This window comes from Streptomyces sp. WM6386, from assembly GCF_000972385.1.
GTDB lineage: Bacteria > Actinomycetota > Actinomycetes > Streptomycetales > Streptomycetaceae > Streptomyces.
This window is the reverse complement of record NZ_JXTE01000032.1, coordinates 72,589-97,597: the sequence shown is the minus strand read 5'-3', so window position 1 is coordinate 97,597 and position 25,009 is coordinate 72,589. Positions and strand designations below refer to the sequence as shown.

Genomic DNA, 25,009 nt, shown 5'->3' with positions numbered 1-25,009 from the left:
CCGCGGTGCGGATTCACCGAACGTGGAAGGCTGTTGGTCATGGCGATAGCGCAGCCCGAGCGGGGCGGGCTGCTGCCCGAGCGCACGGGCCCCCTTCGCGGCACACTCGCCACCACCGCCTGCATGGAGACCCTGCAGGTGGGCTATCTGCACGCCGTCGCGGCGGCAGCCGGCTGCTCGTTGTCGCAACCCTTCCCGGACAATGGCATCGACTGGCACGTCAGTCACGGCTCGCCCGGGCACACCGTCGACGACGAGGTCACCATCAAGGTGCAGCTCAAGTGCACGTACCAGGTCCCGCCGAACCCCCCGGGACGCTTCTTCTCCTTCACGCTCGACAACGACCATCTGCGCAAACTCGCGCGCACCCCCGTCTCGGTGCACAAGATCCTCGTCGTCATGCTCGTGCCGAGATCCCAGGACGACTGGCTGCGCGCCAGCCACGACCGGCTCGACCTCAGACACTGCTGCTACTGGGTCAACCTGGCCGGCCACCCGATCACCGGCCGGACCCGGACCACCGTGCGGATACCGACCTCACGCATCTTCGACGACCGGGCGCTGTGCGAGATCATGACGCGGGTCGGGACGGGAGGCAGACCATGACCCACCGGCCCATGGAGGAGGTGCTGAGGCCCGTGCGCCCGCACCCTGCCGACGCCGCCTGGGACCGCGCCCCCGAGCCCGACGAGGTCGACCCCGCTGTCCTCGCCGCCCTGCTGCACCGCCACGGCTGGCAGCGCCGCGGTGGGGCCCCCGGACGCTACGGCCGCTGGACCCCGCCCGGTCAGGGCACCGGCGGGACCAGCCTGCTGGTGCCCGAGAGCCGCGCCTTCCCCGACAGCGACGACCTGCTCGGCGAGGCGCTCGTCGCCCTCGCCCGCAGCGGCACGCCCTCCGCCCGCGAGGTCCTTGTCGGCCTCGCCGTGCCCAGCGACGAGATCCGCTGGTGGCGGGACGCCCCGACCGGACCGGGCGGCACCGCGCCCTGGACGGTGGAGGAACAACTGCGCGCCGCCGCCCGCCAGATGCTGCTCGCCGGCGCGCTCGCCACACGCGCGCGTGCCGGGTACTACGGCGCCCGCCACCGCCGCGCCGCCGCCACCCTCATGGAGAGCGTGCTCGTCGGTACGGCGACCGGCGGCGGCCTCACCGCCTTCGTGCCCGTCGGCAACGGCCGCCCCCTCGCCGTACGCCTCCACCAGGCCCTGTACGCCGCCCGCGAGGCCATCGACTACCAGCGCGCCACCGGCGGCATGGACGCCTTCGACGGCGCCGTCGAGGCGGGCGTCAGCCGCGAGCTCACCGAGGCGCTGATCGCCCTCGTGCGCGGGACCGAGGGGGCGCGCATCGCCGTCGAGTGGGCGCCGGCCGCCGGGGTGCCTTCGGGCTGTGCCGCGGGGGTCGAGCCCGTCGAGTTCTCGCCCGGCGATCTGCCCGTGCTGCGCGAGGCCGGGGCCCGCTATCTGCGCGAGGAGCCGTCCGTGCCGGTGCGGATCACCGGCGCGGTGGTGCGCATGCGCCGGTCGGGTCCGCGCGGGGACGGCAGCGTACGGCTGCGGGTGATCGCGGGCGCCGAGGTGCCGCACATCCGGCTCACCCTGGACGAGGAGGCGTACCGGATCGCGGGGCACGCGCACCTCGTCGGGCTGCCGGTGCGGGTGCGCGGGAGGCTGGAGAGCCGGGGCGGGTTCCGCCGGCTCACCGGCGCCTTTGGGGTCGCGCCCGTGCAGGTGGACGAGGCGGAGCGGGACCGGCTGATGAAGTCCCTCCAGGAGAATCTCGACTTCTTCGAGGAGGCCTGCGGGGAGGCCCCCGCAGGGGACTGATTTCGCGGAGGTGGGCCCGGGGTCGGTACGATCCCCTATTGCGCGCGCTCACGGTACGGCGCCCGCATCCACCTTCAGTCAGGAGAGACCGGTGTCAGACGTCCGTGTGATCATCCAACGCGATTCCGAGCGGGAAGAGCGCACGGTGACGACGGGCAGCACGGCCGCCGAGCTCTTCGCCGGCGAGCGCTCGATCATCGCCGCGCGCGTGGCCGGTGAGCTGAAGGACCTCGCGTACGTCGTCGCCGAGGGCGACGAGGTCGAGGGCGTCGAGATCTCCTCCAAGGACGGTCTCGACATCCTGCGCCACTCCACCGCCCACGTCATGGCGCAGGCCGTGCAGGAGCTCTTCCCCGAGGCCAAGCTGGGCATCGGCCCGCCGGTCAAGGACGGCTTCTACTACGACTTCGACGTCGAGAAGCCGTTCACGCCCGAGGATCTCAAGGCCATCGAGAAGAAGATGCAGGAGATCCAGAAGAGGGGACAGCGCTTCTCCCGCCGTGTGGTGACCGACGAGGACGCCCGCGAGGAGCTGGCAGCCGAGCCGTACAAGCTGGAGCTGATCGGTCTCAAGGGCTCGGCCTCCTCCGACGACGGCGCGGACGTCGAGGTCGGTGCCGGTGAGCTGACGATCTACGACAACCTCGACGCCAAGACCGGCGACCTGTGCTGGAAGGACCTCTGCCGCGGTCCCCACCTGCCCACCACCCGGAACATCCCGGCGTTCAAGCTGATGCGCAACGCGGCCGCCTACTGGCGCGGCAGCGAGAAGAACCCGATGCTCCAGCGCATCTACGGCACCGCCTGGCCCTCCAAGGACGAGCTGAAGGCGCACCTCGACTTCCTCGCCGAGGCCGAGAAGCGCGACCACCGCAAGCTGGGCAACGAGCTCGACCTGTTCTCCATCCCGGAGCAGATCGGCTCCGGCCTCGCCGTCTTCCACCCCAAGGGCGGCATCATCCGCCGGGTCATGGAGGACTACTCGCGCCGCCGCCACGAGGAGGAGGGCTACGAGTTCGTCTACACCCCGCACGCGACGAAGGGGAAGCTCTTCGAGCAGTCCGGGCACCTGGACTGGTACGCCGACGGCATGTACCCGCCCATGCAGCTCGACGAGGGCGTGGACTACTACCTCAAGCCCATGAACTGCCCGATGCACAACCTGATCTTCGACGCGCGCGGCCGCTCGTACCGTGAACTGCCGCTGCGCCTCTTCGAGTTCGGCACCGTGTACCGGTACGAGAAGTCCGGTGTCGTGCACGGTCTGACCCGTGCCCGTGGCTTCACGCAGGACGACGCGCACATCTACTGCACCCGTGAGCAGATGTCGGAGGAGCTCGACAAGACGCTCACCTTCGTCCTCGGCCTGCTGCGGGACTACGGTCTGACCGACTTCTACCTGGAGCTGTCCACCAAGGACCCGGAGAAGTTCGTCGGCTCGGACGAGGTCTGGGAGGAGGCCACGGAGACCCTCCGCCAGGTGGCCGAGAAGCAGGGCCTGCCCCTGGTTCCCGACCCGGGCGGCGCCGCCTTCTACGGCCCGAAGATCTCCGTTCAGACCAAGGACGCCATCGGCCGTACCTGGCAGATGTCGACCATCCAGCTCGACTTCAACCTGCCCGAGCGCTTCGACCTGGAGTACACCGGCCCCGACGGCTCCAAGCAGCGCCCGGTCATGATCCACCGCGCGCTGTTCGGCTCCATCGAGCGGTTCTTCGCGGTCCTCCTGGAGCACTACGCGGGCGCGTTCCCGGCGTGGCTGGCCCCGGTCCAGGCGGTGGGCATCCCGATCGGTGACGCGCACGTCGAGTACCTGGAGAAGTTCGCGGCCGCGGCCAAGAAGCAGGGTCTGCGCGTCGACGTGGACTCCTCCTCCGACCGGATGCAGAAGAAGATCCGCAACGCCCAGAAGCAGAAGGTGCCCTTCATGGTCATCGCGGGCGACGAGGACATGGCGGGCGGCTCGGTCTCCTTCCGCTACCGCGACGGTTCGCAGGACAACGGCATCCCGTTCGACGAGGCCCTCGCGAAGATCGCGAAGGTCGTCGAGGATCGGGTCCAGGTCTGATCCCTCGCGATCGGCGAAGGCCTTTGAGAGGCCCCCGGCTCAGCTTCCCGGGGGCCTCTCGTCGTCCTCCCGTGAGAAACACCTGGAGCAGCCAGGAGGCGAAGGTGCCGGTGACCGCGCCCAGCAGTGCCAGGCCGATGGCCATGATCCCGACCGCGATCAGGCGTCCCGTCGGCGTGACGGGGGAGACATCGCCGTAGCCGACGGTCGCGAGGGTGGCGCAGGTCCACCACACGGCGTCCCCGAAGGTGCGCACGGTCGCTCCGGGGGCTCCGTGTTCCTGCTGGTAGACGGCGAGGGCGCCCGCGAAGCCGAGCAGGAGCGTCGACAGGCCGGCGTACACGATCACGCGTGCGTGCAGGGCGAGCCGGGGCCGGCCGTGCCGGCGCTGGACGGCCTCGTAGACCTTCACCACCCGCAGGGGGCGGAGAAGGGGCAGCACCAGCACGAGCGTGTCCAGCCACTGCGTCCGTACGAAGCGCAGCCGCTGTCCGCTGAGCCGCCAGCGCGCACGGCGTAGTCGGCGGCGAACAGCGCCCACGCGGCCAGCATCGCCACGAGGCACAGGTCCCGTCGGCGGTCCGGCAGATCATGCGCCAGGACCTGGATCGCGTACGAGGCGAGGAACACCAGTGACGCCACGGCGAGGGGGACCTCGGTGCGCCGCTCCCAGCGGTCCTTGGGGCTGTCATCGTCCACCGGCCCAGCTTGGCCCGAGGGGGTTTCGCCGCAACCCCGCCGACACGCCGCGAACGGGCGAAGTCATATGCTTCCCTGCATGACGAGTGAGCCGGAGCAGCAGTGGGGAGTGGGGACCCAGGACGCGTTCCAGCGTCTGTGGACGCCCCATCGGATGGCCTACATCCAGGGCGAGAACAAGCCGACCGGCCCTGGTGCCGACGACGGATGCCCCTTCTGCTCCATCCCGGCCAAGTCCGACGAGGACGGCCTGATCGTCCGGCGCGGTGAGCAGGTGTATGCCGTGCTGAATCTGTATCCGTACAACGGCGGCCACCTGATGGTCGTGCCCTACCGTCACGTCGCTGACTACACCGACCTGACCGAGCCGGAGACCGTCGAGCTCGCCGCTCTCACCAAGCAGGCGATGACCGCGCTGCGCACCGCGTCCGGCGCCCACGGTTTCAACATCGGCATGAACCAGGGCACGGTGGCCGGCGCCGGTATCGCCGCCCACCTCCACCAGCACATCGTGCCGCGCTGGGGCGGCGACACGAACTTCATGCCGGTCGTGGGCCACACCAGGGTGCTGCCGCAACTGCTCGCCGATACCCGGAAGATGCTGGCGGACGCCTGGCCTGCATAGACCAGCCCGTCCGGCGTTCGAGGACGAGGCCGTTCAGGCCGAAGGGGGTCTGAAGGGGGGTCCGGGGGCGCGGCCCCGGGCCGGGACCCAGACCCACCCACGCGGCTGAACCGCCGGAGGCCTACGCGTCGTACAGGTCGGCCTTCCTCGGTGACGGGTCCTGCACCGCGGTGCTGAGGAACGCCGAACGGTTGCCGAACTTCTCCGTGTCCACGCCGTTGTCCTCCAGGACCTTGATGGCCGCCGCGTGCACCACGCGCAGCACGGGCGTCGCGGCGCGCATCGCGTCGTCGGCCATGAAGCGGTGGCGCCAGGGCTTGTCGGCCCAGACGTGCCGCAGACCGAACGGCTCGGGGAGGGCTATCGTCCCGCCGAGCCAGTTCAGCAGCGGCGGGTACCAGGAGAGCGGGGCGCGGACGGCGAGACGTACGACCTCGTTGGTGGGGACCAGCGGGAGCTTCACCTTGCGGGTCTCCCAGGGCCGGAACGACTTCTGGACGTCCCTCGTCGGGTCCTCGGGCTTGCCCATGAACAGCGGGTTGACCGGGCCCAGCGCATGTCCGGTGACCTCGATGCGCAGCGTCTCGTGCAGCACGGTGACGGTGATCATCATCGTGAGGATCAACTGGCCGTCCCACAGCGTCCACTGCACCCCGAGGTAGTGCCGGTCCCCGCTGCCGAACTGCTGCTTGTTGCAGATGTCCTGTATGGAGTGGGCCCGGTGCTGGAACGCCTCGATGTCCGTCGACTGCTCGGTCCGGGCCACCGCCTTGGCGTTCTCCCCGATCGGCGTGACGATCCAGTGCCGTATGGATGCCTTCGGGAAGCCGCCGGTGTTGATCGTGTTCCGCTCCAGCATGCGCAGCTTGTCGTGGATGGCGCGGATGACGTCCCAGCTGCGGAACGGGTGGATCTCCCGGGTGGGGTCGGCCTGGACCAGGTCCTCGGCGAGCTGCCAGCTGCCCCAGCGCGTGCCCATGCCCAGGATGCCCTTGGGGCCGGCGTAGAAGACGGAGTTGGACTGCTGCTCGGTGCCCAACCTGGCCAGCGACTGGCGCAGTTGCTCGGCCTGGGTCTCACCGGGGCTGCTCGGCACCGCCTCGGGGACCTGGGCTCCGACACTGCTGCCCGCGATCAGTCCGTCCCAGCGGCCCCGTAGGTCCCTCGTCGAGCGATCGCAGATCTGCTTGGCCCAGAACCAGCCGATGACGGGAAGGACCACGCATGCGCGTGCGTACCAGCCCCAGAAGCCCGTGAACGGCATCTTGACCAGGAAGAGGACGGCGAGTGCGCCGACGCCGACGAGCAGGGCCGTGGCGAGGGCGGAGGCCTTCTTGTTGGGGTTCTTGTCGATGGTGGTGCGGATCGTGAAGACCAGGAGCCAGACCAGGAGCCCGGGCAGGAACAGCACACCGCACAGCACCATGACGGCGGACAGCCGTTTGTCCCGCTCCCGGCGGAGGCGGTAGGCCGCCAGGCAGTGGTCGACGACGACCTGCGGTTCGGTGCCGAAGGACTGGATGAGGGGTTTGCGTCCCGGGCCGATCATGCGCTCGATCACGGCACGGGAGAACGCCTCACCGAGGTTGGGCTTGAAGAGGCCGCCGGTCCACTTCTGGCCCTCCTTGACCGTGGTCTCGTGCCATTCGCTGTTGGCCTTCGTTATGTCTTCGACCGGATTGTCCCGGTATGCGGCTGAAGCGAGGGCGAACGTGGCTGTCTGGCTCTCCTGGCCCGAGAGCGGAACCTGTGGTCCGAAGACGCTCTCGTAACCGGTCCCAACGGTCATGCCCGCCCCCGATCGCCGCCTGGTCGCTCCTGCGGCCTTCCCGACTTCCTTGCCCCGCACACCTGTTGATCAGGCCGTCCCGGCATCCGGGCCCGACTTGATCACTGTCATCAGCGTATCCGTCGCCACCGACATTCGTCGGCGGACGGCCGAAGCCGCCCGCCGACTCGGAGGGGAGCGTTCCAGGAAAGCCACTTGCAGTGTGCCCCGCGCCAACTTCTAGGAGTCGCGCGCCTCTTCACGGATCCTCTCGGCGATCTGCGGCGGCATGGGTTCGTGCCGTGCGTAGGAGCGGTTGAAGCGTGCCGTGCCGTGCGACAGGGAGCGCAGGTCGACGGCGTACCGGCCGATCTCGATCTCCGGTACCTCGGCCTTGACGACGGTGCGGTTCCCGCTGGTCTGCTCGGTGCCGAGCACCCGGCCGCGCCGCCCGGACAGGTCGCTCATCACGGCGCCCACGTAGTCGTCGCCGACCAGAACGCTCACCTCGGCCACCGGTTCGAGAAGGTGGATCTTCGCGTCCGCCGCAGCCTCCCGCAGCGCCAGTGCGCCGGCCGTCTGGAACGCGGCGTCGGAGGAGTCCACCGAGTGCGCCTTGCCGTCGAGCAGTGTGATCCGTACGTCGATGAGCGCGTAGCCGGCCGCGACACCCTTGGCGGCCTGGGCCCGCACACCCTTCTCGACGGAGGGGATGAACTGCCGGGGCACCGCGCCGCCGACGACCTTGTCCACGAACTCGATGCCCGAGCCGCCCGGCAGCGGCTCCACCTCGATCGCGCAGATGGCGAACTGCCCGTGCCCGCCGGACTGCTTCACATGCCGGCCGCGGCCCGCCGACCTGTCGGCGAACGTCTCCCGGAGGGAGACCTTGTGCGGTACGACGTCGACCTGGACGCCGTACCGGCTGCGCAGCCGCTCCAGCGCCACGTCGGCGTGTGCCTCGCCCAGGCACCACAGGACCACCTGGTGGGTGTCCTGGTTCTGTTCGAGCCGCATGGTCGGGTCCTCGGCCACCAGCCGGCTCAGGCCCTGCGAGAGCTTGTCCTCGTCGGCCTTGCTGTGCGCCTCGATGGCGAGCGGCAGCAGCGGGTCGGGCATCTCCCAGGGCTCCATCAGGAGCGGGTCGTCCTTGGCCGAGAGGGTGTCGCCGGTCTCCGCGCGGTTCAGCTTGGCCACGCACACCAGGTCGCCGGCGATGGCGTGCGTCACCGGGCGTTGTTGTTTGCCGAACGGGGTGGACAGTGCGCCGACGCGTTCGTCGACGTCGTGGTCCTCGTGCCCGCGGTCGGCCAGACCGTGTCCGGAGACGTGCACCGTCTCGTCGGGGCGCAGCGTGCCGGAGAAGATGCGGACGAGGGAGACGCGCCCGACGTAGGGGTCGGAGGATGTCTTGACGACCTCCGCGACCAGCGGGCCGTCCGTGTCGCAGGCCTTCACCTCGCGCGGTGTGCCGTCGATGGTGGTGACACCCGGCGTGGGGTGTTCGAAGGGGGTCGGGAAGCCCCGGGTGATGAGCTCCAGCACCTCGACGGTGCCGAGCCCCTGCTTGGCGCCGTCGGCCGCGGGGGCGGCGGCGAGGACGGGGAAGAAGACGCCGCGTGCGACGGCCCGCTCCAGGTCCTCGATCAGTGTCTTGACGTCGACCTGTTCGCCGCCGAGGTAGCGGTCCATGAGGGTCTCGTCCTCGCTCTCGGCGATGATCCCCTCGATCAGCCGGTTGCGGGCCTCCTCGATCTCCGGCAGCTGGTCCTCGCCCGGCTCGGACTCCTTGCGCTCACCGCAGGAGTAGTCGAACAGTTTCTGCGACAGGAGTCCGGTCAGACCGGTCACGGGTGCGTGCCCGTCCGGCCCCTGCGGGCCGTGCAGCGGCAGATACAGGGGGAGCACGGCGTCGGGGTCGTCCCCGCCGAACGCCTGAGCACAGGTCCGTGTCATCGCCTCGAAGTCCGCCCGCGCGGACTCCAGGTGTGTGATCACGAGCGCCCGCGGCATGCCGACGGCCGCGCACTCCTCCCACACCATGCGGGTCGAGCCGTCCACGCCGTCGGAGGCCGAGACGACGAAAAGGGCCGCGTCCGCCGCTCGCAGACCGGCCCTCAGTTCACCGACGAAGTCGGCGTATCCGGGAGTGTCGAGGAGATTGACCTTGATGCCGTCCCATGCGACGGGCACCAGGGAGAGCTGCACCGAACGGTTCTGCCGGTGTTCGATCTCGTCGTAGTCGGAGACGGTGCCGCCGTCCTCCACGCGGCCCGCCCTGTTCACCGCCCCCGCTGTCAGCGCGAGAGCTTCCACCAATGTCGTCTTGCCCGATCCGGAGTGGCCGACCAGCACCACATTCCGTACGGACGCGGGGTGGTCGGCCGCTGTTGCCCTGCCGGCGGCTCCGGGGTGTGCGTTCGCCTTGTCGCCCATGGCCTTGCCTCCCGTGCACGGTGAGGTCACTGTGGGCGCTGCGGATCCTCCCCCAGACTTCGTCCGGGAGGTGCCCCCAGCGATGGCGGCTCCGGTGACGCCCGCGGTTCTTCGAGCTTTCCACTCCCGTCACGGTGCGTCCATACGGCGGACGCGATCCTGCCGTTACCCGTATGCCATGCGGCCGTGACACGGGGCGCGAGTGCCCGGCGTTCGCACATGCGCGCGCGTGGCTACGATGGGCCAGCCGGTGGCCAGCAGGGGCCGCGCGGCCACACCGACCCTCGGGAAGGCCATGCTGAACAAGTACGCGCGTGCATTCTTCACGCGTGTCCTCACGCCGTTCGCCGCATTTCTCATCAGAAGGGGCGTCAGTCCCGACACGGTGACGCTGCTGGGTACCGCGGGGGTGGTCGCGGGGGCGCTGGTCTTCTTCCCCATGGGCGAGTTCTTCTGGGGCACGATCGTGATCACGCTGTTCGTGTTCTCGGATCTGGTCGACGGCAACATGGCCCGCCAGCTCGGCCGTTCCAGCCGCTGGGGCGCCTTTCTGGACTCCACGCTGGACCGGGTCGCCGACGGGGCGATCTTCGGCGGCTTCATCCTCTGGTACGCCGGTGGCGGTGACGACCTCGTCCTGTGCGCCGTCTCGATCTTCTGTCTGGCGAGCGGCCAGGTGGTGTCGTACACCAAGGCCCGGGGCGAGTCGATCGGTCTGCCGGTCGCCGTCAACGGTCTCGTCGAGCGGGCCGAGCGGCTGGTGATCTCCCTGGTCGCGGCCGGTCTCGCGGGTCTGCACAAGTTCGGTGTGCCGGGCATCCAGTACCTGCTGCCGGTCGCCCTGTGGATCGTCGCCGTCGGCAGCCTGGTCACGCTGATCCAGCGCGTCGTCACGGTCCGCCGTGAGGCGGCGGAGGCCGACGCGGCCACCCCGCAGGAGACCCAGGGGAGCGAGGCGGCGAAGTGAGTGCCCAGGACCGGCTCACCGACACGCTGTACGGCCTCGGCTGGGGAGCGGTGAAGACGCTCCCCGAGCCGGTCGCCGTACGCCTCGGCCGGACCATCGCCGATCTCGCCTGGAAACAGCGTGGCAAGGGCGTGCAGCGGCTGGAGAGCAACTACGCGCGCGTGGTGCCCGACGCGACCCCCGAGCGCCTCGCCGAACTGTCCCGCGCGGGCATGCGCTCGTATCTGCGCTACTGGATGGAGTCCTTCCGGCTGCCCGCCTGGAGCAAGGAGCGCATCAGGGGCGGCTTCGACCCCAAGGACGTGCATCACCTGACCGAGGGCCTCGCCTCCGGCCGGGGCGTCGTCCTGGCGCTGCCGCACATGGCCAACTGGGACCTCGCCGGCGCCTGGGTCACCACCACGCTGGAGACGCCGTTCACGACCGTCGCCGAACGGCTCAAGCCGGAGACGTTGTACGACCGGTTCGTCGCCTACCGCGAGGGCCTCGGCATGGAGGTCCTGCCGCACAGCGGCGGCACCGCCTTCGGCACCCTGGCCCGGCGGCTGCGCGACGGCGGCCTGGTCTGCCTGGTCGCCGAGCGCGACCTGTCCTCCTCCGGCGTGGAGGTCCAGTTCTTCGGCGAGGCGACCCGGATCCCCGCGGGCCCGGCGCTCCTCGCCCAGCAGACCGGAGCGCTGCTGCTGCCGGTGACGCTCTGGTACGACGACTCGCCCGTCATGCGGGGCAGGGTGCACCCCCCGGTCGAGGTACCCGAGACAGGTACCCGCGCCGAGAAGACGTCTGTCATGGCACAGGCGCTGGCCGATGCCTTCGCCTCGGGGATCGCCGACCATCCGGAGGACTGGCACATGCTGCAGCGGTTGTGGCTCAAGGATCTCGACCCCAGTAAGGGGCCTTCGTGAGGATCGGCATCGTCTGCCCGTACTCCTGGGACGTGCCGGGCGGCGTCCAGTTCCACATCCGCGATCTCGCCGAGTACTTCATCCGCCTCGGCCACGACGTGTCCGTCCTGGCCCCGGCCGACGACGACACCCCGCTGCCGTCCTACGTCGTCTCGGCGGGCCGCGCGGTGCCGGTGCCCTACAACGGCTCGGTGGCCCGGCTGAACTTCGGCTTCCTCAGCGCCGCGCGCGTGCGCCGCTGGCTGCACGACGGAGAGTTCGACGTCGTCCACATCCACGAGCCGTCCTCGCCCTCCCTGGGCCTGCTGGCCTGCTGGGCGGCGCAGGGGCCGCTCGTCGCGACCTTCCACACCTCGAACCCGCGTTCCAAGGCCATGATCGCCGCGTACTCCATCCTCCAGGCCGCCCTGGAGAAGATCAGCGCGCGCATCGCGGTGAGCGAGTACGCCCGCCGCACGCTGGTGGAGCACCTCGGCGGGGACGCGGTCGTCATCCCGAACGGCGTCGACGTCGACTTCTTCGCCAAGGCCGAGCCCAACCCCGAGTGGCAGGGCGACACCCTCGGCTTCGTCGGACGCATCGACGAGCCCCGCAAGGGCCTGCCGGTGCTGATGAAGGCGCTGCCCAAGATCCTCGCCGAGCGCCCGCAGACCCGGCTCCTGGTCGCCGGACGCGGCGACGAGGAGGAGGCCGTGGAGAACCTGCCGGCCGAACTCCGCTCGCGTGTGGAGTTCCTCGGCATGGTCAGCGACGAGGACAAGGCGCGCTTCCTGCGCAGCGTCGACCTGTACGTCGCTCCCAACACCGGCGGCGAGAGCTTCGGGATCATCCTGGTCGAGGCGATGTCTGCGGGGGCCCCGGTCCTCGCCTCGGACCTGGACGCCTTCGCCCAGGTGCTCGACCAGGGTGCGGCGGGCGAACTCTTCGCCAACGAGGACGCCGACGCCCTGGCCGACGCGGCGCTGCGGCTGCTGGCGGATCCGGAGCGGAGGGCCGAACTGCGGGAACGCGGGAGCGCCCACGTACGGCGGTTCGACTGGTCGACGGTCGGCGCGGACATCCTGTCGGTGTACGAGACGGTGACGGCGGGCGCGGCGGCGGTGGCAGCGGCCGAGGACGACCGCACCACGAGCCTGTTGTCGCGGTTCGGGCTGGCGCGGGACTGAGGGGCGCGTAAGACCGGGGCCGTACGTCGGTAACCTTTGCGCCCGTGACCTCAACCCTCATCTGGATCCTCGTCGCCCTGATCGCGATCGGCCTCTACTTGAGCTGGACCGCAGGACGACTGGACCGGCTGCACGCCCGGATCGACGCCGCCCGTGCCGCGCTGGACGCGCAGCTGCTGCGGCGCGCCTCGGTGACCCAGGAACTGGCGACCTCCGGTGTCCTCGACCCGGCCGCCTCGATCGTGCTCTACGAGGCGGCGCACGCCGCGCGGCAGGCCGAGGAGGAGCAACGGGAGGTCGCCGAGAGCGAGCTGACCCAGGCCCTGCGGGCCGTCTTCGCGGAGACTCCGCAGGTGGAGACGGTGCGGGAGGCACCCGGGGGAGTGGAGGCCGTCCGGGAGCTGACCGAGGCGGTGCGCCGGGTGCCGATGGCCCGGCGCTTCCACAACGACGCCGTACGGGCCGCCCGTGCCCTGCGACGCCACCGCAAGGTCCGCTGGTTCCGGCTGGCGGGCCACGCCCCGTTCCCGATGGCGTTCGAGATGGACGACGAGCCTCCTGTGGCCCTGGTGGACCGGACCGCGTAGCCGCGCCCGCTCGGAAAACGATCCACCGGCTCTCCATTGGCCCTTGCTGTGGACTGCTCTCTTCACGTTTCCTCGGTGCTGCAGAAATCCTCTTTTCACATCAGCGAGGTCAACCCGTGTCCAGCACCGAGAACCAGGCTTTCGAGACCGGCACCGCCCGTGTGAAGCGCGGCATGGCCGAGCAGCTCAAGGGCGGCGTGATCATGGACGTGGTCAACGCCGAGCAGGCGAAGATCGCCGAGGACGCCGGCGCCGTGGCCGTCATGGCCCTGGAGCGGGTCCCCGCCGACATCCGCAAGGACGGCGGCGTGGCCCGGATGTCGGACCCCACCATGATCGAGGAGATCATCGAGGCGGTCTCCATCCCCGTGATGGCCAAGTCCCGCATCGGCCACTTCGTCGAGGCCCAGGTCCTGCAGTCGCTCGGCGTCGACTACATCGACGAGTCCGAGGTCCTCACCCCGGCCGACGAGGTCAACCACTCCGACAAGTGGGCCTTCACGACCCCCTTCGTCTGCGGCGCCACCAACCTCGGTGAGGCCCTGCGCCGTATCGCCGAGGGCGCGGCCATGATCCGCTCCAAGGGCGAGGCCGGCACCGGCAACGTCGTCGAGGCCGTCCGTCACCTGCGCCAGATCAAGAACGAGATCGCCCGTCTGCGCGGCTACGACAACAACGAGCTGTACGCCGCCGCCAAGGAGCTGCGCGCCCCGTACGAGCTCGTCAAGGAAGTCTCCGAGCTCGGCAGGCTCCCGGTCGTGCTGTTCTCCGCCGGTGGCGTCGCCACCCCGGCCGACGCCGCCCTGATGCGCCAGCTCGGCGCCGAGGGCGTCTTCGTCGGCTCCGGCATCTTCAAGTCCGGCGACCCGGCCAAGCGCGCCGCCGCCATCGTGAAGGCCACCACCTTCTACGACGACCCGAAGATCATCGCGGACGCGTCCCGCAACCTGGGCGAGGCCATGGTCGGCATCAACTGCGACACCCTCCCCGAGGCCGAGCGCTACGCCAACCGCGGCTGGTAATCACACCATGTCGAACGAAGCCCCAGTCATCGGCGTCCTGGCTCTCCAGGGCGACGTACGGGAGCACCTCATCGCCCTGGCCGCGGCGGACGCCGTGGCCAGGCCGGTGCGGCGGCCCGAGGAACTCGCCGAGATCGACGGTCTGGTCATCCCCGGCGGCGAGTCCACGACCATCTCCAAACTGGCCGTCCTGTTCGGCGTGATGGAGCCGCTCCGCGCGCGTGTACGTGCCGGAATGCCTGTCTACGGCACCTGCGCGGGCATGATCATGCTGGCCGACAAGATCCTCGACCCACGCTCGGGCCAGGAGACGATCGGCGGCATCGACATGATCGTTCGCCGCAACGCCTTTGGACGGCAGAACGAGTCCTTCGAAGCGACGGTCGACGTCGAGGGCGTCGAGGGCGATGCTGTAGAGGGTGTCTTCATCCGTGCCCCCTGGGTCGAGTCCGTCGGCGCCGAGACCGAGGTGCTCGCCGAGCACGACGGCCACATCGTCGCGGTCCGCCAGGGCAACGCGCTCGCCACGTCGTTCCACCCGGAGCTGACCGGCGACCACCGCGTGCACGCCCTGTTCGTCGACATGGTGCGCGCGAACCGGGCGGCGGAGTCCTTGTAGGATCTCTGGCGTTCGTTGTTTGGATGGGTTACGCGAAGGAGACAGGCAGATGTCCGGCCACTCTAAATGGGCTACGACGAAGCACAAGAAGGCCGTGATCGACGCCAAGCGCGGCAAGCTCTTCGCGAAAATGATCAAGAACATCGAGGTCGCGGCCCGTACCGGTGGCGCCGACGTGTCCGGCAATCCGACGCTGTTCGACGCCATTCAGAAGGCCAAGAAGAGCTCGGTCCCGAACAAGAACATCGACTCCGCGGTCAAGCGCGGCGCCGGTCTCGAGGCCGGTGGCGCCGACTACGAGACGATCATGTACGAGGGCTACGGCCCGAACGGCGTCGCGGTGCTCATCGAGTGCCTCACCGACAACCGCAACCGCGCCGCCTCGGACGTGCGGGTCGCCATGACCCGCAACGGCGGTTCGATGGCCGACCCGGGCTCCGTCTCGTACCTCTTCAACCGCAAGGGCGTCGTGATCGTCGCCAAGGGCGAGCTGACCGAGGACGACGTCCTGGGAGCCGTCCTGGACGCGGGTGCCGAGGAGGTCAACGACCTCGGTGAGTCCTTCGAGATCCTCTCCGAGGCCACCGACCTCGTCGCGGTCCGTACCGCCCTCCAGGACGCCGGCATCGACTACGACTCCGCCGACGCCAACTTCGTCCCGACCATGCAGGTCGAGCTCGACGAGGACGGCGCCCGGAAGATCTTCAAGCTGATCGACGCCCTCGAGGACAGCGACGACGTGCAGAACGTCTTCGCCAACTTCGATGTCAGCGACGAGGTCATGGAGAAGGTCGACGCGTAGCACTGCCGCGAGTTGAGCCGTTTCGACGGGCCGATGGGACACGTCCCACCGGCCCGCCGCCATTGTCGGTGGCAGCGGATAGCCTGACGAGAGTCAAAGATCGCCGTCCCATGGGCCGCAACCATCAATTGAGGAACCCCGACGGCGTTCAGCTACGTCCGCGAGAGCGGCGGCGGATTAGCCGCAAAGTAGGGGAGGGGGCGCGGTGCGCGTACTCGGGGTGGACCCCGGACTCACGCGGTGTGGTGTCGGTGTCGTCGAAGGGGTTGCCGGCCGTCCGTTGACGATGCTCGGCGTCGGCGTCGTACGCACGCCCGCCGACGCCGAGTTGGGGCACCGGCTCGTCACCATCGAGCAGGGCATCGAGCAGTGGCTCGACGAGTACCGGCCCGAATTCGTCGCCGTGGAGCGGGTGTTCAGCCAGCACAACGTACGGACCGTGATGGGCACCGCCCAGGCCAGCGCCGTCGCCATGCTCTGCGCCGCCCGCCGCGGCATCCCCGTCGCCCTGCACACCCCCAGCGAGGTCAAGGCCGCCGTCACCGGCAGCGGCCGCGCCGACAAGGCCCAGGTCGGCGCCATGGTCACCCGCCTGCTCCGGCTCGACGCACCGCCCAAGCCCGCCGACGCCGCCGACGCCCTCGCGCTCGCCATCTGCCACATCTGGCGCGCCCCCGCACAGAACAGGCTCCAGCAGGCGGTCGCCCTGCACGCAGCCGACGCAACGAAAGGCCGTACGGCATGATCGCCTTCGTGAGCGGCACGATCGCCGCACTCGCCCCCGACGCCGCCGTCGTCGAGGTCGGCGGGGTCGGCATGGCCGTGCAGTGCACGCCGAACACCCTGTCCACGCTCCGCCTGGGCAAGCCGGCCAAGCTCGCCACCTCCCTCGTCGTACGGGAGGACTCGCTGACCCTGTACGGCTTCGTGGACGACGACGAACGCCAGGTCTTCGAGCTGCTCCAGACCGCGAGCGGCGTCGGCCCCCGCCTGGCCCAGGCGATGCTCGCCGTACACGCTCCGGACACCCTGCGCAGGGCGGTGGCCACAGGCGACGAGAAGGCGCTGATCGCCGTCCCCGGCATCGGCAAGAAGGGCGCCCAGAAGCTGCTCCTGGAGCTGAAGGACCGCCTGGGCGAGCCCATCGGCGCCCCGGCCGTCGGCGCCCCGGTCACCCAGGGCTGGCGCGACCAGCTGCACGCGGCTCTGATCGGCCTCGGCTACGCGACCCGCGAGGCCGACGAGGCCGTGTCCACCGTGGCACCCCAGGCCGAGGCCGCCGGCGGCACGCCCCAGGTGGGTCAGTTGCTGAAGGCCGCCCTGCAGACCCTGAACCGCGCCCGCTAGGAGAACGTCAGTGAACTGGGACGACGCGACCGACGACACCGCCCCCGACCGCCTGGTGGGCTCCGTCGCCGACCGTGAGGACCAGGCCGTCGAGGCCGCCCTGCGCCCCAAGGACCTGGACGAGTTCATCGGCCAGGAGAAGGTCCGCGAACAGCTCGACCTCGTCCTGCGCGCTGCACGCGCGCGAGGCGCCACCGCCGACCATGTGCTGCTCTCCGGCGCCCCCGGCCTGGGCAAGACCACCCTCTCGATGATCATCGCGGCCGAGATGGGCGCCCCCATCCGCATCACCTCGGGCCCCGCCATCCAGCACGCCGGCGACCTGGCCGCGATCCTCTCCTCGCTCCAGGAGGGCGAGGTCCTCTTCCTCGACGAGATCCACCGCATGTCCCGGCCCGCCGAGGAGATGCTGTACATGGCGATGGAGGACTTCCGCGTCGACGTGATCGTCGGCAAGGGCCCGGGCGCCACCGCCATCCCCCTCGAACTGCCCCCGTTCACCCTGGTCGGCGCCACCACGCGCGCGGGCCTGCTGCCGCCCCCGCTGCGCGACCGCTTCGGCTTCACCGCGCACATGGAGTTCTACGAACCCGCCGAGCTGGAGCGCGTCATCCACCGTTCCGCGAACCTCCTCGACGTCGAGATCGACACCGCCGGCGCCGCCGAGATCGCCGGCCGCTCCCGCGGCACGCCCCGTATCGCCAACCGTCTGCTGCGCCGGGTGCGCGACTACGCCCAGGTCAAGGCGGACGGGTTCATCACACGTGACATCGCGGCGGCCGCGCTCAAGGTCTACGAGGTCGACGCCCGCGGCCTCGACCGCCTGGACCGCGGAGTCCTGGAGGCCCTGCTCAAGCTGTTCGGCGGTGGCCCGGTCGGCCTGTCCACCCTCGCGGTCGCGGTGGGGGAGGAGCGCGAGACCGTCGAGGAGGTCGCCGAGCCCTTCCTCGTCCGGGAGGGTCTGCTGGCCCGTACACCGCGTGGTCGCGTCGCCACTCCCGCCGCATGGGCGCACCTCGGCCTCACCCCGCCCCGCTCGGCGGCCACAGGAAACGGACAACAAGACCTGTTCGGGACGTGATGTCTTTGTGACGGTGCGGGATTGGCCGGGTCAGGAACCCGGGTGCCATGCTGAGCGTTGTTCCCTGCACGCGGACTCGCTTAGACTCCGCCGATGCCGCCTTTGTCGGCGGCGCGCACACCCCCAACCATCAGGCCGCTCACCATCGCGGTCACGTGAAGGAAGTACCGACCCGTGAGTCTCGTGACCCTCCTCCCGTTCGTCGTGCTCATCGGGGCCATGTTCCTGATGACCCGGTCGGCGAAGAAGAAGCAGAAGCAGGCCGCCGACATGCGGAACCAGATGCAGCCCGGCAGTGGCATCCGCACCATCGGGGGCATGTACGCCACGGTCAAGGAGGTCAACGACGACACGATCCTCGTCGACGCGGGGCCGGGCGTGGAGCTCCTCTTCGCGAAGAACGCGATCGGTGCCGTCCTGACGGACGACGAGTACAACCGGATCGTCCACGGTGTCGAGCACGACCTGAAGACCGACGTCGTCCCCGACGACGCCTCCTCCCTCACCGAGACCGACGAGTCCGCCGACGAAGCTGCCGCCGCCTCCGACGACGACAAGTCCGTTGACCTCGGCAAGAAGGACGAGCCCGCCGACGAGGCCGAGCCGGCCGACGAGGCCGCCGAGGCGAAGACGGACGACGAGCCGAAGAAGACCGACGGCGACTCCGACGCGAAGTAGCCGTACCCTGCGGGGCGCGCGGGCCAGGCCTGCGCGCCCTCGGCCGTACGCAGCTCGCACGGGATCGACACCATGTCATGGCCGCCCGCCCGCAGACCCGGCGCGCAGCGGCCCGAGAGGGAGTACGAGAAGGTGGCAGCACCCAAGAGGGGCCGGAGCGCGAGCGCCCAGAGCAAGCCAGGGCGCTCGCTGGCCCTGATCCTGATCGCCATCGTGGCGCTCACCGGAGGGATGTTCCTCTCCGGTCACACCACGCCGCGTCTCGGTATCGACCTCGCCGGCGGTACCAGCATCACGCTGGAGGCGAAGGCCGACCAAGGGTCCGCGATCAACAAGGCCAACATGGACACCGCGGTCGACATCATGAACCGCCGTGTCAATGGCCTGGGCGTCTCCGAGGCGGAGGTGCAGACCCAGGGCGACCGCAACATCATCGTCAACATTCCCAAGGGCACCAACTCCAAGGAAGCCCGGGACCAGGTCGGCACCACCGCGAAGCTGTACTTCCGTCCGGTGCTGGCCCAGGAGGCCACCGGCGCCGCCGCCACGCCCTCGCCGAGCGCGAGCGCGTCGAAGAGCGGTTCCTCCAGCGCCTCGCCGAGCCCCTCCACGAGCGAGTCGGCCACCACGGGTGAGAAGGCGACCTCGTCGAGCTCCCCGTCGGCCTCCGCCACCACGCAGGGCCGCGCCGCCTCCGACGCGCTGAAGGCCGACCCGACCCCGTCGGGCTCCGCCTCGCCCTCCGCCCCCGCGAGCCCGTCCGCCTCCGCGAGCACCGGCACCGCCGCCGACGCCAAGCTCCAGGCCGCGTACACCGCCCTCGACTGCTCCAAGCAGGGACAGCGCAACAAGGCCGGCGAAGGCGTCAAGCCCGAGGACTCCACCGTGGGCTGCGGCGAGATCCAGGGCGTCTGGTACAAGTACCTGCTCGGCCCGGCCGCCGTCGCCGGCACCGAGGTCAAGAAGGCCCAGGCCATCTACGACACGCAGACCGCCGCCGGTTGGCAGGTCACGATGGACTTCGACAAGAGCGGCGCCAAGAAGTTCGCCGACATCACCGGCCAGCTCGCCCAGAACCAACTGCCGCAGAACGAGTTCGGCATCGTCCTCGACGGCGAGGTCGTCTCCAGCCCGACCGTCAGCCAGTCCATCACCGGTGGCCAGGCCCAGATCTCCGGCAGCTTCACGCAGGAGGAGGCCCAGAGCCTCGCCAACATGCTGTCGTACGGCGCGCTCCCGCTCTCCTTCCAGGAGCAGAGCGTGACCACGGTGACCGCCGCGCTCGGCACCGACCAGCTGCACGCCGGTCTGCTCGCCGGTGCGATCGGCCTCGCGCTGGTCATCCTGTACCTGGTGTTCTACTACCGCGGTCTGTCGCTGGTCGCGATCGCCTCGCTGCTCGTCTCCGGCATCCTCACCTATGTGCTCATGTCGCTGCTCGGCCCGGCCATCGGGTTCGCGCTGAACCTGCCGGCCGTGTGCGGTGCCATCGTCGCCATCGGTATCACCGCGGACTCGTTCATCGTGTACTTCGAGCGCATCCGTGACGAGATCCGTGAGGGCCGCTCCCTGCGCCCCGCCGTCGAGCGGGCCTGGCCGCGCGCCCGGCGCACCATCCTGGTCTCCGACTTCGTGTCGTTCCTCGCCGCGGCGGTGCTGTTCATCGTCACCGTCGGCAAGGTCCAGGGCTTCGCGTTCACGCTGGGTCTGACCACCGTCCTCGACGTCGTCGTGGTCTTCTTCTTCACCAAGCCGCTGATGACGCTGCTGGCCCGCCGCCCGTTCTTCGCGAGCGGCAACAAGTGGTCCGGCCTCGACCCGAAGAGTCTGGGTGCCAAGCCGCCACTGCGCCGCACCCGCCGTCCCGCCCCCGTTGAGACGAAGGAGGCGTGAGCATGTCGAAACTCGGCAACCTCGGCGCCCGACTGCACCGTGGCGAGATCAGTTACGACTTCGTCGGCCACCGCAAGCTCTGGTACGGCATCTCGATCCTGATCACCATCACGGCCATCGTCGGCCTGGCGGTGCGCGGCCTGAACATGGGCATCGACTTCCAGGGCGGTGCCGTCTTCACGACCGAGAAGACCAGCATCTCCGTCTCCCAGGCGCAGGAGTACGCGGAAGAGGCCTCCGGCCACGACGCCGTCGTGCAGAAGCTCGGCAACGGCACGCTGCGTATCCAGATCGCCGGTATGGACACCACGCAGTCCGACCAGATCAAGAACCAGCTCGCCGAGGACTTCAAGGTCGACCCCGAGAAGATCGCGGCCGACCTCGTCGGTCCCAGCTGGGGTGACCAGATCGCCAACAAGGCCTGGCAGGGTCTGGCGATCTTCATGGTCCTGGTGGTGATCTATCTGGCGATCGCCTTCGAGTGGCGTATGGCCATCGCGGCGCTCGTCGCACTGATCCACGACATCACCATCACCGTCGGCATCTACGCCCTCGTCGGCTTCGAGGTCACGCCGGGCACGGTGATCGGTCTGCTGACCATCCTCGGTTACTCGCTCTACGACACGGTGGTCGTCTTCGACTCCCTCAAGGAGCAGACGAAGGACATCACCAAGCAGACCCGCTGGACCTACAGCGACATCGCCAACCGTTCGATCAACGGCACCCTGGTCCGTTCCATCAACACCACGGTGGTCGCGCTGCTGCCGGTGGCGGGCCTGCTGTTCATCGGTGGCGGCTTCCTCGGCGCGGGCACGCTCAACGACATCTCGCTGTCGCTGTTCGTCGGTCTCGCCGCCGGTGCGTACTCCTCGATCTTCATCGCCACGCCGCTCGTGGCGGACCTCAAGGAGCTCGAGCCGCAGATGAAGGCCCTCAAGAAGCGGGTCCTGGCCAAGCGTGCCCAGGCCGGCGCCGAGGAGGACCAGGCGGAGGCCCGCGGCGAGGACTCGCACGGCGACGAGCCGGAGGACGCCCACGCGGTCGTCGGCCCGCGCACCCAGCCCGCCTCGCGCAGCCGGGGCCGCGGCCGCCCCTCGGGGAAGCGGCGATGACCGACATCAAGGAGCTGCTGTTCAGCCGCATCCGTGACGTGGCCGACTACCCGGAACCGGGTGTGATGTTCAAGGACATCACCCCGCTCCTGGCGGACCCGGCGGCGTTCACCGCGCTGACCGACGCGCTCGCGGAGATCGCCGGGCGCACCGGCGCCACCAAGGTCGTCGGCCTGGAGGCCCGCGGCTTCATCCTCGGCGCCCCGGTGGCCGTCCGCGCGGGCCTCGGCTTCATCCCCGTACGGAAGGCGGGCAAGCTCCCCGGAGCCACCCTCGGCCAGGCGTACGACCTGGAGTACGGCTCCGCGGAGATCGAGGTGCACGCCGAGGACCTGTCGGCCGACGACCGCGTCCTGATCGTCGACGACGTGCTGGCCACCGGCGGAACCGCCGAGGCCGCGATCCAGCTGATCCGCAGGGCCGGCGCCGAGGTCGCGGGCCTCGCGGTCCTGATGGAACTCGGCTTCCTCGCGGGCCGCCCCCGCCTGGAGCAGGCGCTGGAGGGCGCTCCGCTGGAGGCCCTGCTGGTGGTCTGAGGCGGCCAGCACGGTTTACGTCATCGGCGGCCCGGGATTCCCCGGGCCGCCGATGACGTACCCAGGGGCGCGGGGAACTGCGCGACCAGCCACAGCGGAGCCGCGGTCGGCCACGTACATCAGGCCCTCGGGCAGGTCCCGGAATTCCCGCGCCGACCCCTCACGTTTCAGGGGTAGACGGTCCTCACACCGGACTGAACGCGATCCTGAGCCGCAGGCTCGCTACCATGGGGTCTCCGGAGCCTGATCGGGGGACCCGGTTCGCGCACGAGGAGTCCTCTTGCCAGACGAGGCCCAGCCACTGACCGCCGCCAAGCCCGAGCCTTCGGCAGGCGCCGCGGCCACGCCCGCGCCGAGCGCGAAGAACGCCGCGCAGGGCCCGGTCGAGCACGCCCAGTCCGCGCCCGTGGACAAGTCGGCCGAGCAGCCGCGCCCCAAGGCGGCCCCGCCCGAGCGCCCCGCGCCCGCGTCGACGCCGGCCGCGGTCCGCCCGCCGGCCGGCCAGCCCGCCCGCTCCGGCTCCTCCAACCGCGTCCGCGCCCGTCTCGCCCGCCTCGGCGTCCAGCGCTCCAACCCGTACAACCCGGTCCTGGAGCCGCTGCTGCGGATAGTGCGCAGCAACGACCCGAAGATCGAGACCGGGACCCTCCGCAAGATCGAGACGGCCTACCAGGTCGCCGAGCGCTGGCACCGCGGACAGAAGCGCAAGAGCGGCGACCCGTACATCACGCACCCCCTCGCGGTGACCACCATCCTTGCCGAGCTCGGCATGGACCCGGCCACCCTCATGGCGGGCCTGCTCCACGACACCGTCGAGGACACCGAGTACGGCCTGGACCAGCTCCGCCGCGACTTCGGCGACTCGGTCGCCCTGCTCGTCGACGGCGTCACCAAGCTGGACAAGGTCAAGTTCGGCGAGGCCGCCCAGGCCGAGACCGTGCGCAAGATGGTCGTCGCCATGGCCAAGGACCCGCGCGTCCTGGTCATCAAGCTCGCCGACCGCCTGCACAACATGCGCACCATGCGCTATCTCAAGCGCGAGAAGCAGGAGAAGAAGGCGCGCGAGACCCTCGAGATCTACGCGCCGCTCGCCCACCGCCTGGGCATGAACACCATCAAGTGGGAACTGGAGGACCTCGCCTTCGCGATCCTCTACCCCAAGATGTACGACGAGATCGTCCGCCTCGTCGCCGAGCGCGCCCCCAAGCGCGACGAATACCTCGCCATAGTGACCGACGAGGTGCAGCAGGACCTGCGCGCGGCCCGCATCAAGGCGACCGTCACCGGCCGCCCGAAGCACTACTACAGCGTCTACCAGAAGATGATCGTCCGCGGCCGTGACTTCGCGGAGATCTACGACCTGGTGGGCATCCGCGTCCTCGTGGACACGGTCAGGGACTGCTATGCGGCCCTGGGCACCGTCCACGCCCGCTGGAACCCGGTTCCGGGGCGGTTCAAGGACTACATCGCGATGCCCAAGTTCAACATGTACCAGTCGCTGCACACCACGGTCATCGGCCCCAACGGCAAGCCCGTCGAGCTCCAGATCCGCACCTTCGACATGCACCGCCGCGCCGAGTACGGCATCGCCGCGCACTGGAAGTACAAGCAGGAGGCCGTCGCCGGAACCTCCAAGGTGCGTTCGGACCAGCCGAGGACCACCGGCAAGGACGACCACCTCAACGACATGGCGTGGCTGCGCCAGTTGCTCGACTGGCAGAAGGAGACCGAGGACCCCGGAGAGTTCCTGGAGTCCCTGCGCTTCGACCTGTCGCGCAACGAGGTCTTCGTCTTCACCCCCAAGGGTGACGTGATAGCGCTGCCCGCCGGCGCGACACCCGTGGACTTCTCGTACGCGGTCCACACCGAGGTCGGCCACCGCACCATAGGGGCGAGGGTCAACGGCCGCCTCGTACCGCTCGAATCCACCCTGGACAACGGCGACTTGGTGGAGGTCTTCACCTCCAAGGCGGCCGGCGCGGGTCCGTCCCGCGACTGGCTCGGGTTCGTCAAGTCCCCGCGGGCCCGCAACAAGATCCGGGCCTGGTTCTCCAAGGAGCGCCGCGACGAGGCGATCGAGCAGGGCAAGGACGCCATCGTCCGCGCGATGCGCAAGCAGAACCTGCCGATCCAGCGCATCCTGACCGGCGACTCCCTCGTGACGCTCGCCCACGAGATGCGCTACCCCGACATCTCCGCGCTCTACGCGGCGATCGGCGAGGGCCATGTCTCCGCGCAGAACGTCGTACAGAAGCTGGTCTCCGCGCTCGGCGGCGAGGAGGCGGCCACTGAGGAGATCGACGAGTCGGTACCGCCGTCGCACGGTCGAGGCCGCAAGCGGCGCTCCAACGCCGACCCGGGCGTCGTCGTCAAGGGCGTCGACGACGTGTGGGTCAAGCTGGCGCGCTGTTGTACGCCCGTTCCCGGCGACCCGATCATCGGCTTCGTCACCCGCGGTAGTGGCGTATCGGTTCACCGCAACGACTGCGTGAACATCGAGTCACTGTCCCGCGAGCCCGAGCGCATCCTTGAGGTCGAATGGGCGCCCACCCAGTCCTCGGTCTTCCTGGTCGCCATCCAGGTCGAGGCCTTGGACCGCTCCCGGCTCCTCTCCGACGTCACCCGCGTCCTGTCCGACCAGCACGTCAACATCCTCTCCGCGGCCGTCCAGACCTCCCGCGACCGCGTCGCCACCTCCCGCTTCACCTTCGAGATGGGCGACCCGAAGCATCTCGGCCACGTCCTGAAGGCGGTACGCGGAGTGGAGGGCGTCTACGACGTCTACCGCGTGACGTCGGCGCGCGCCCGGGCGTAGGGCAGACCACGAAAGGGCCCCGTACACGAGGTACGGGGCCCTTCTCGTCGTAGC

The 25,009-nt window shown here is 69.9% G+C and carries 21 protein-coding genes and 1 pseudogene; 19 read left to right on the top strand and 3 right to left on the bottom strand.

Annotated features, from left to right (window positions below):
• Positions 1-39 precede the first annotated feature (39 nt).
• The 3 genes from TN53_RS20900 to thrS all read left to right on the top strand — a co-directional run bounded on the left by TN53_RS20900 (position 40) and on the right by thrS (position 3,897).
• Positions 40-606 carry a DUF4365 domain-containing protein gene (locus tag TN53_RS20900; protein ID WP_046260122.1) on the top strand — a complete coding sequence of 189 codons (567 nt, stop codon included), beginning with the start codon at positions 40-42 and terminating at the stop codon, positions 604-606.
• Entirely contained in the window at positions 603-1,829 is a 1,227-nt protein-coding gene (locus TN53_RS20895; protein ID WP_046260097.1) for a hypothetical protein, read from the top strand. Before TN53_RS20900 ends, TN53_RS20895 begins: the two co-directional genes overlap by 4 nt.
• A gap of 91 nt (positions 1,830-1,920) precedes the next feature.
• Positions 1,921-3,897 (top strand): threonine--tRNA ligase, encoded by a 1,977-nt coding sequence (gene thrS, locus TN53_RS20890; RefSeq protein WP_046260096.1) that lies wholly within the window; start codon positions 1,921-1,923, stop codon positions 3,895-3,897.
• 39 nt (positions 3,898-3,936) lie between these two features.
• Here thrS and TN53_RS20885 read toward each other — a convergent pair.
• Positions 3,937-4,596: pseudogene (locus TN53_RS20885) on the bottom strand (ion channel).
• A 67-nt stretch (positions 4,597-4,663) separates the two neighbouring features.
• Here TN53_RS20885 and TN53_RS20880 point away from each other — a divergent pair.
• Positions 4,664-5,221, top strand: coding sequence for an HIT family protein (locus tag TN53_RS20880; RefSeq protein WP_046260095.1), 558 nt, complete (start codon positions 4,664-4,666; stop codon positions 5,219-5,221).
• A gap of 121 nt (positions 5,222-5,342) precedes the next feature.
• Here TN53_RS20880 and TN53_RS20875 read toward each other — a convergent pair whose 3' ends face one another.
• Positions 5,343-7,010, bottom strand: a complete 1,668-nt coding sequence (locus TN53_RS20875) for a hypothetical protein (RefSeq protein ID WP_046260094.1) — start codon at positions 7,008-7,010, stop codon at positions 5,343-5,345.
• A gap of 219 nt (positions 7,011-7,229) precedes the next feature.
• Positions 7,230-9,425 carry an elongation factor G-like protein EF-G2 gene (locus TN53_RS20870; protein ID WP_046260093.1) on the bottom strand — a complete coding sequence of 732 codons (2,196 nt, stop codon included), beginning with the start codon at positions 9,423-9,425 and terminating at the stop codon, positions 7,230-7,232.
• Positions 9,426-9,663: 238 nt separating this feature from the next.
• Between TN53_RS20870 and pgsA the strand changes: the two genes are divergently transcribed.
• The 15 genes from pgsA to TN53_RS20795 all read left to right on the top strand — a co-directional run bounded on the left by pgsA (position 9,664) and on the right by TN53_RS20795 (position 24,955).
• Positions 9,664-10,392, top strand: a complete 729-nt coding sequence (gene pgsA / locus TN53_RS20865) for a phosphatidylinositol phosphate synthase (RefSeq protein ID WP_046260092.1) — start codon at positions 9,664-9,666, stop codon at positions 10,390-10,392.
• Entirely contained in the window at positions 10,389-11,297 is a 909-nt protein-coding gene (locus TN53_RS20860) for a phosphatidylinositol mannoside acyltransferase (RefSeq protein WP_046260091.1), read from the top strand. Before pgsA ends, TN53_RS20860 begins: the two co-directional genes overlap by 4 nt.
• Entirely contained in the window at positions 11,294-12,463 is a 1,170-nt protein-coding gene (locus TN53_RS20855) for a glycosyltransferase family 4 protein (RefSeq protein WP_046260090.1), read from the top strand. The genes TN53_RS20860 and TN53_RS20855 overlap by 4 nt, the downstream gene beginning before the upstream one ends.
• A gap of 44 nt (positions 12,464-12,507) precedes the next feature.
• Entirely contained in the window at positions 12,508-13,050 is a 543-nt protein-coding gene (locus TN53_RS20850; RefSeq protein ID WP_046260089.1) for a membrane protein, read from the top strand.
• Between the two features lie 116 nt (positions 13,051-13,166).
• Positions 13,167-14,072 (top strand): pyridoxal 5'-phosphate synthase lyase subunit PdxS, encoded by a 906-nt coding sequence (gene pdxS / locus TN53_RS20845; protein ID WP_046260088.1) that lies wholly within the window; start codon positions 13,167-13,169, stop codon positions 14,070-14,072.
• Positions 14,073-14,079: 7 nt separating this feature from the next.
• On the top strand, positions 14,080-14,691 hold the full coding sequence (gene pdxT, locus TN53_RS20840; RefSeq protein ID WP_046260087.1) for a pyridoxal 5'-phosphate synthase glutaminase subunit PdxT: 612 nt from the start codon (positions 14,080-14,082) through the stop codon (positions 14,689-14,691).
• A gap of 49 nt (positions 14,692-14,740) precedes the next feature.
• Complete coding sequence (locus TN53_RS20835; protein ID WP_046260086.1) at positions 14,741-15,493, top strand: YebC/PmpR family DNA-binding transcriptional regulator; 753 nt, start codon at positions 14,741-14,743, stop codon at positions 15,491-15,493.
• A 205-nt stretch (positions 15,494-15,698) separates the two neighbouring features.
• Positions 15,699-16,238: a crossover junction endodeoxyribonuclease RuvC gene (ruvC, locus tag TN53_RS20830; protein ID WP_046260085.1), complete on the top strand. Its 540-nt coding sequence runs from the start codon at positions 15,699-15,701 to the stop codon at positions 16,236-16,238.
• Positions 16,235-16,840 carry a Holliday junction branch migration protein RuvA gene (ruvA, locus tag TN53_RS20825; RefSeq protein WP_046260084.1) on the top strand — a complete coding sequence of 202 codons (606 nt, stop codon included), beginning with the start codon at positions 16,235-16,237 and terminating at the stop codon, positions 16,838-16,840. Before ruvC ends, ruvA begins: the two co-directional genes overlap by 4 nt.
• 10 nt (positions 16,841-16,850) lie before the next feature.
• A complete protein-coding gene (gene ruvB, locus TN53_RS20820; RefSeq protein ID WP_046260083.1) occupies positions 16,851-17,921 on the top strand; it encodes a Holliday junction branch migration DNA helicase RuvB in 1,071 nt (356 codons plus the stop codon).
• Between the two features lie 174 nt (positions 17,922-18,095).
• Complete coding sequence (yajC, locus tag TN53_RS20815) at positions 18,096-18,599, top strand: preprotein translocase subunit YajC (RefSeq protein WP_046260082.1); 504 nt, start codon at positions 18,096-18,098, stop codon at positions 18,597-18,599.
• A 132-nt stretch (positions 18,600-18,731) separates the two neighbouring features.
• Entirely contained in the window at positions 18,732-20,492 is a 1,761-nt protein-coding gene (gene secD / locus TN53_RS20810) for a protein translocase subunit SecD (protein ID WP_199924623.1), read from the top strand.
• A gap of 2 nt (positions 20,493-20,494) precedes the next feature.
• Positions 20,495-21,604: a protein translocase subunit SecF gene (gene secF, locus TN53_RS20805; RefSeq protein ID WP_046260081.1), complete on the top strand. Its 1,110-nt coding sequence runs from the start codon at positions 20,495-20,497 to the stop codon at positions 21,602-21,604.
• The gene (locus TN53_RS20800; protein WP_046260080.1) at positions 21,601-22,140 is read left to right on the top strand and encodes an adenine phosphoribosyltransferase; all 540 of its coding nucleotides are present in this window, start codon (positions 21,601-21,603) and stop codon (positions 22,138-22,140) included. Before secF ends, TN53_RS20800 begins: the two co-directional genes overlap by 4 nt.
• 280 nt (positions 22,141-22,420) lie before the next feature.
• Positions 22,421-24,955 (top strand): RelA/SpoT family protein, encoded by a 2,535-nt coding sequence (locus TN53_RS20795; RefSeq protein ID WP_046260079.1) that lies wholly within the window; start codon positions 22,421-22,423, stop codon positions 24,953-24,955.
• Positions 24,956-25,009 lie beyond the last annotated feature (54 nt).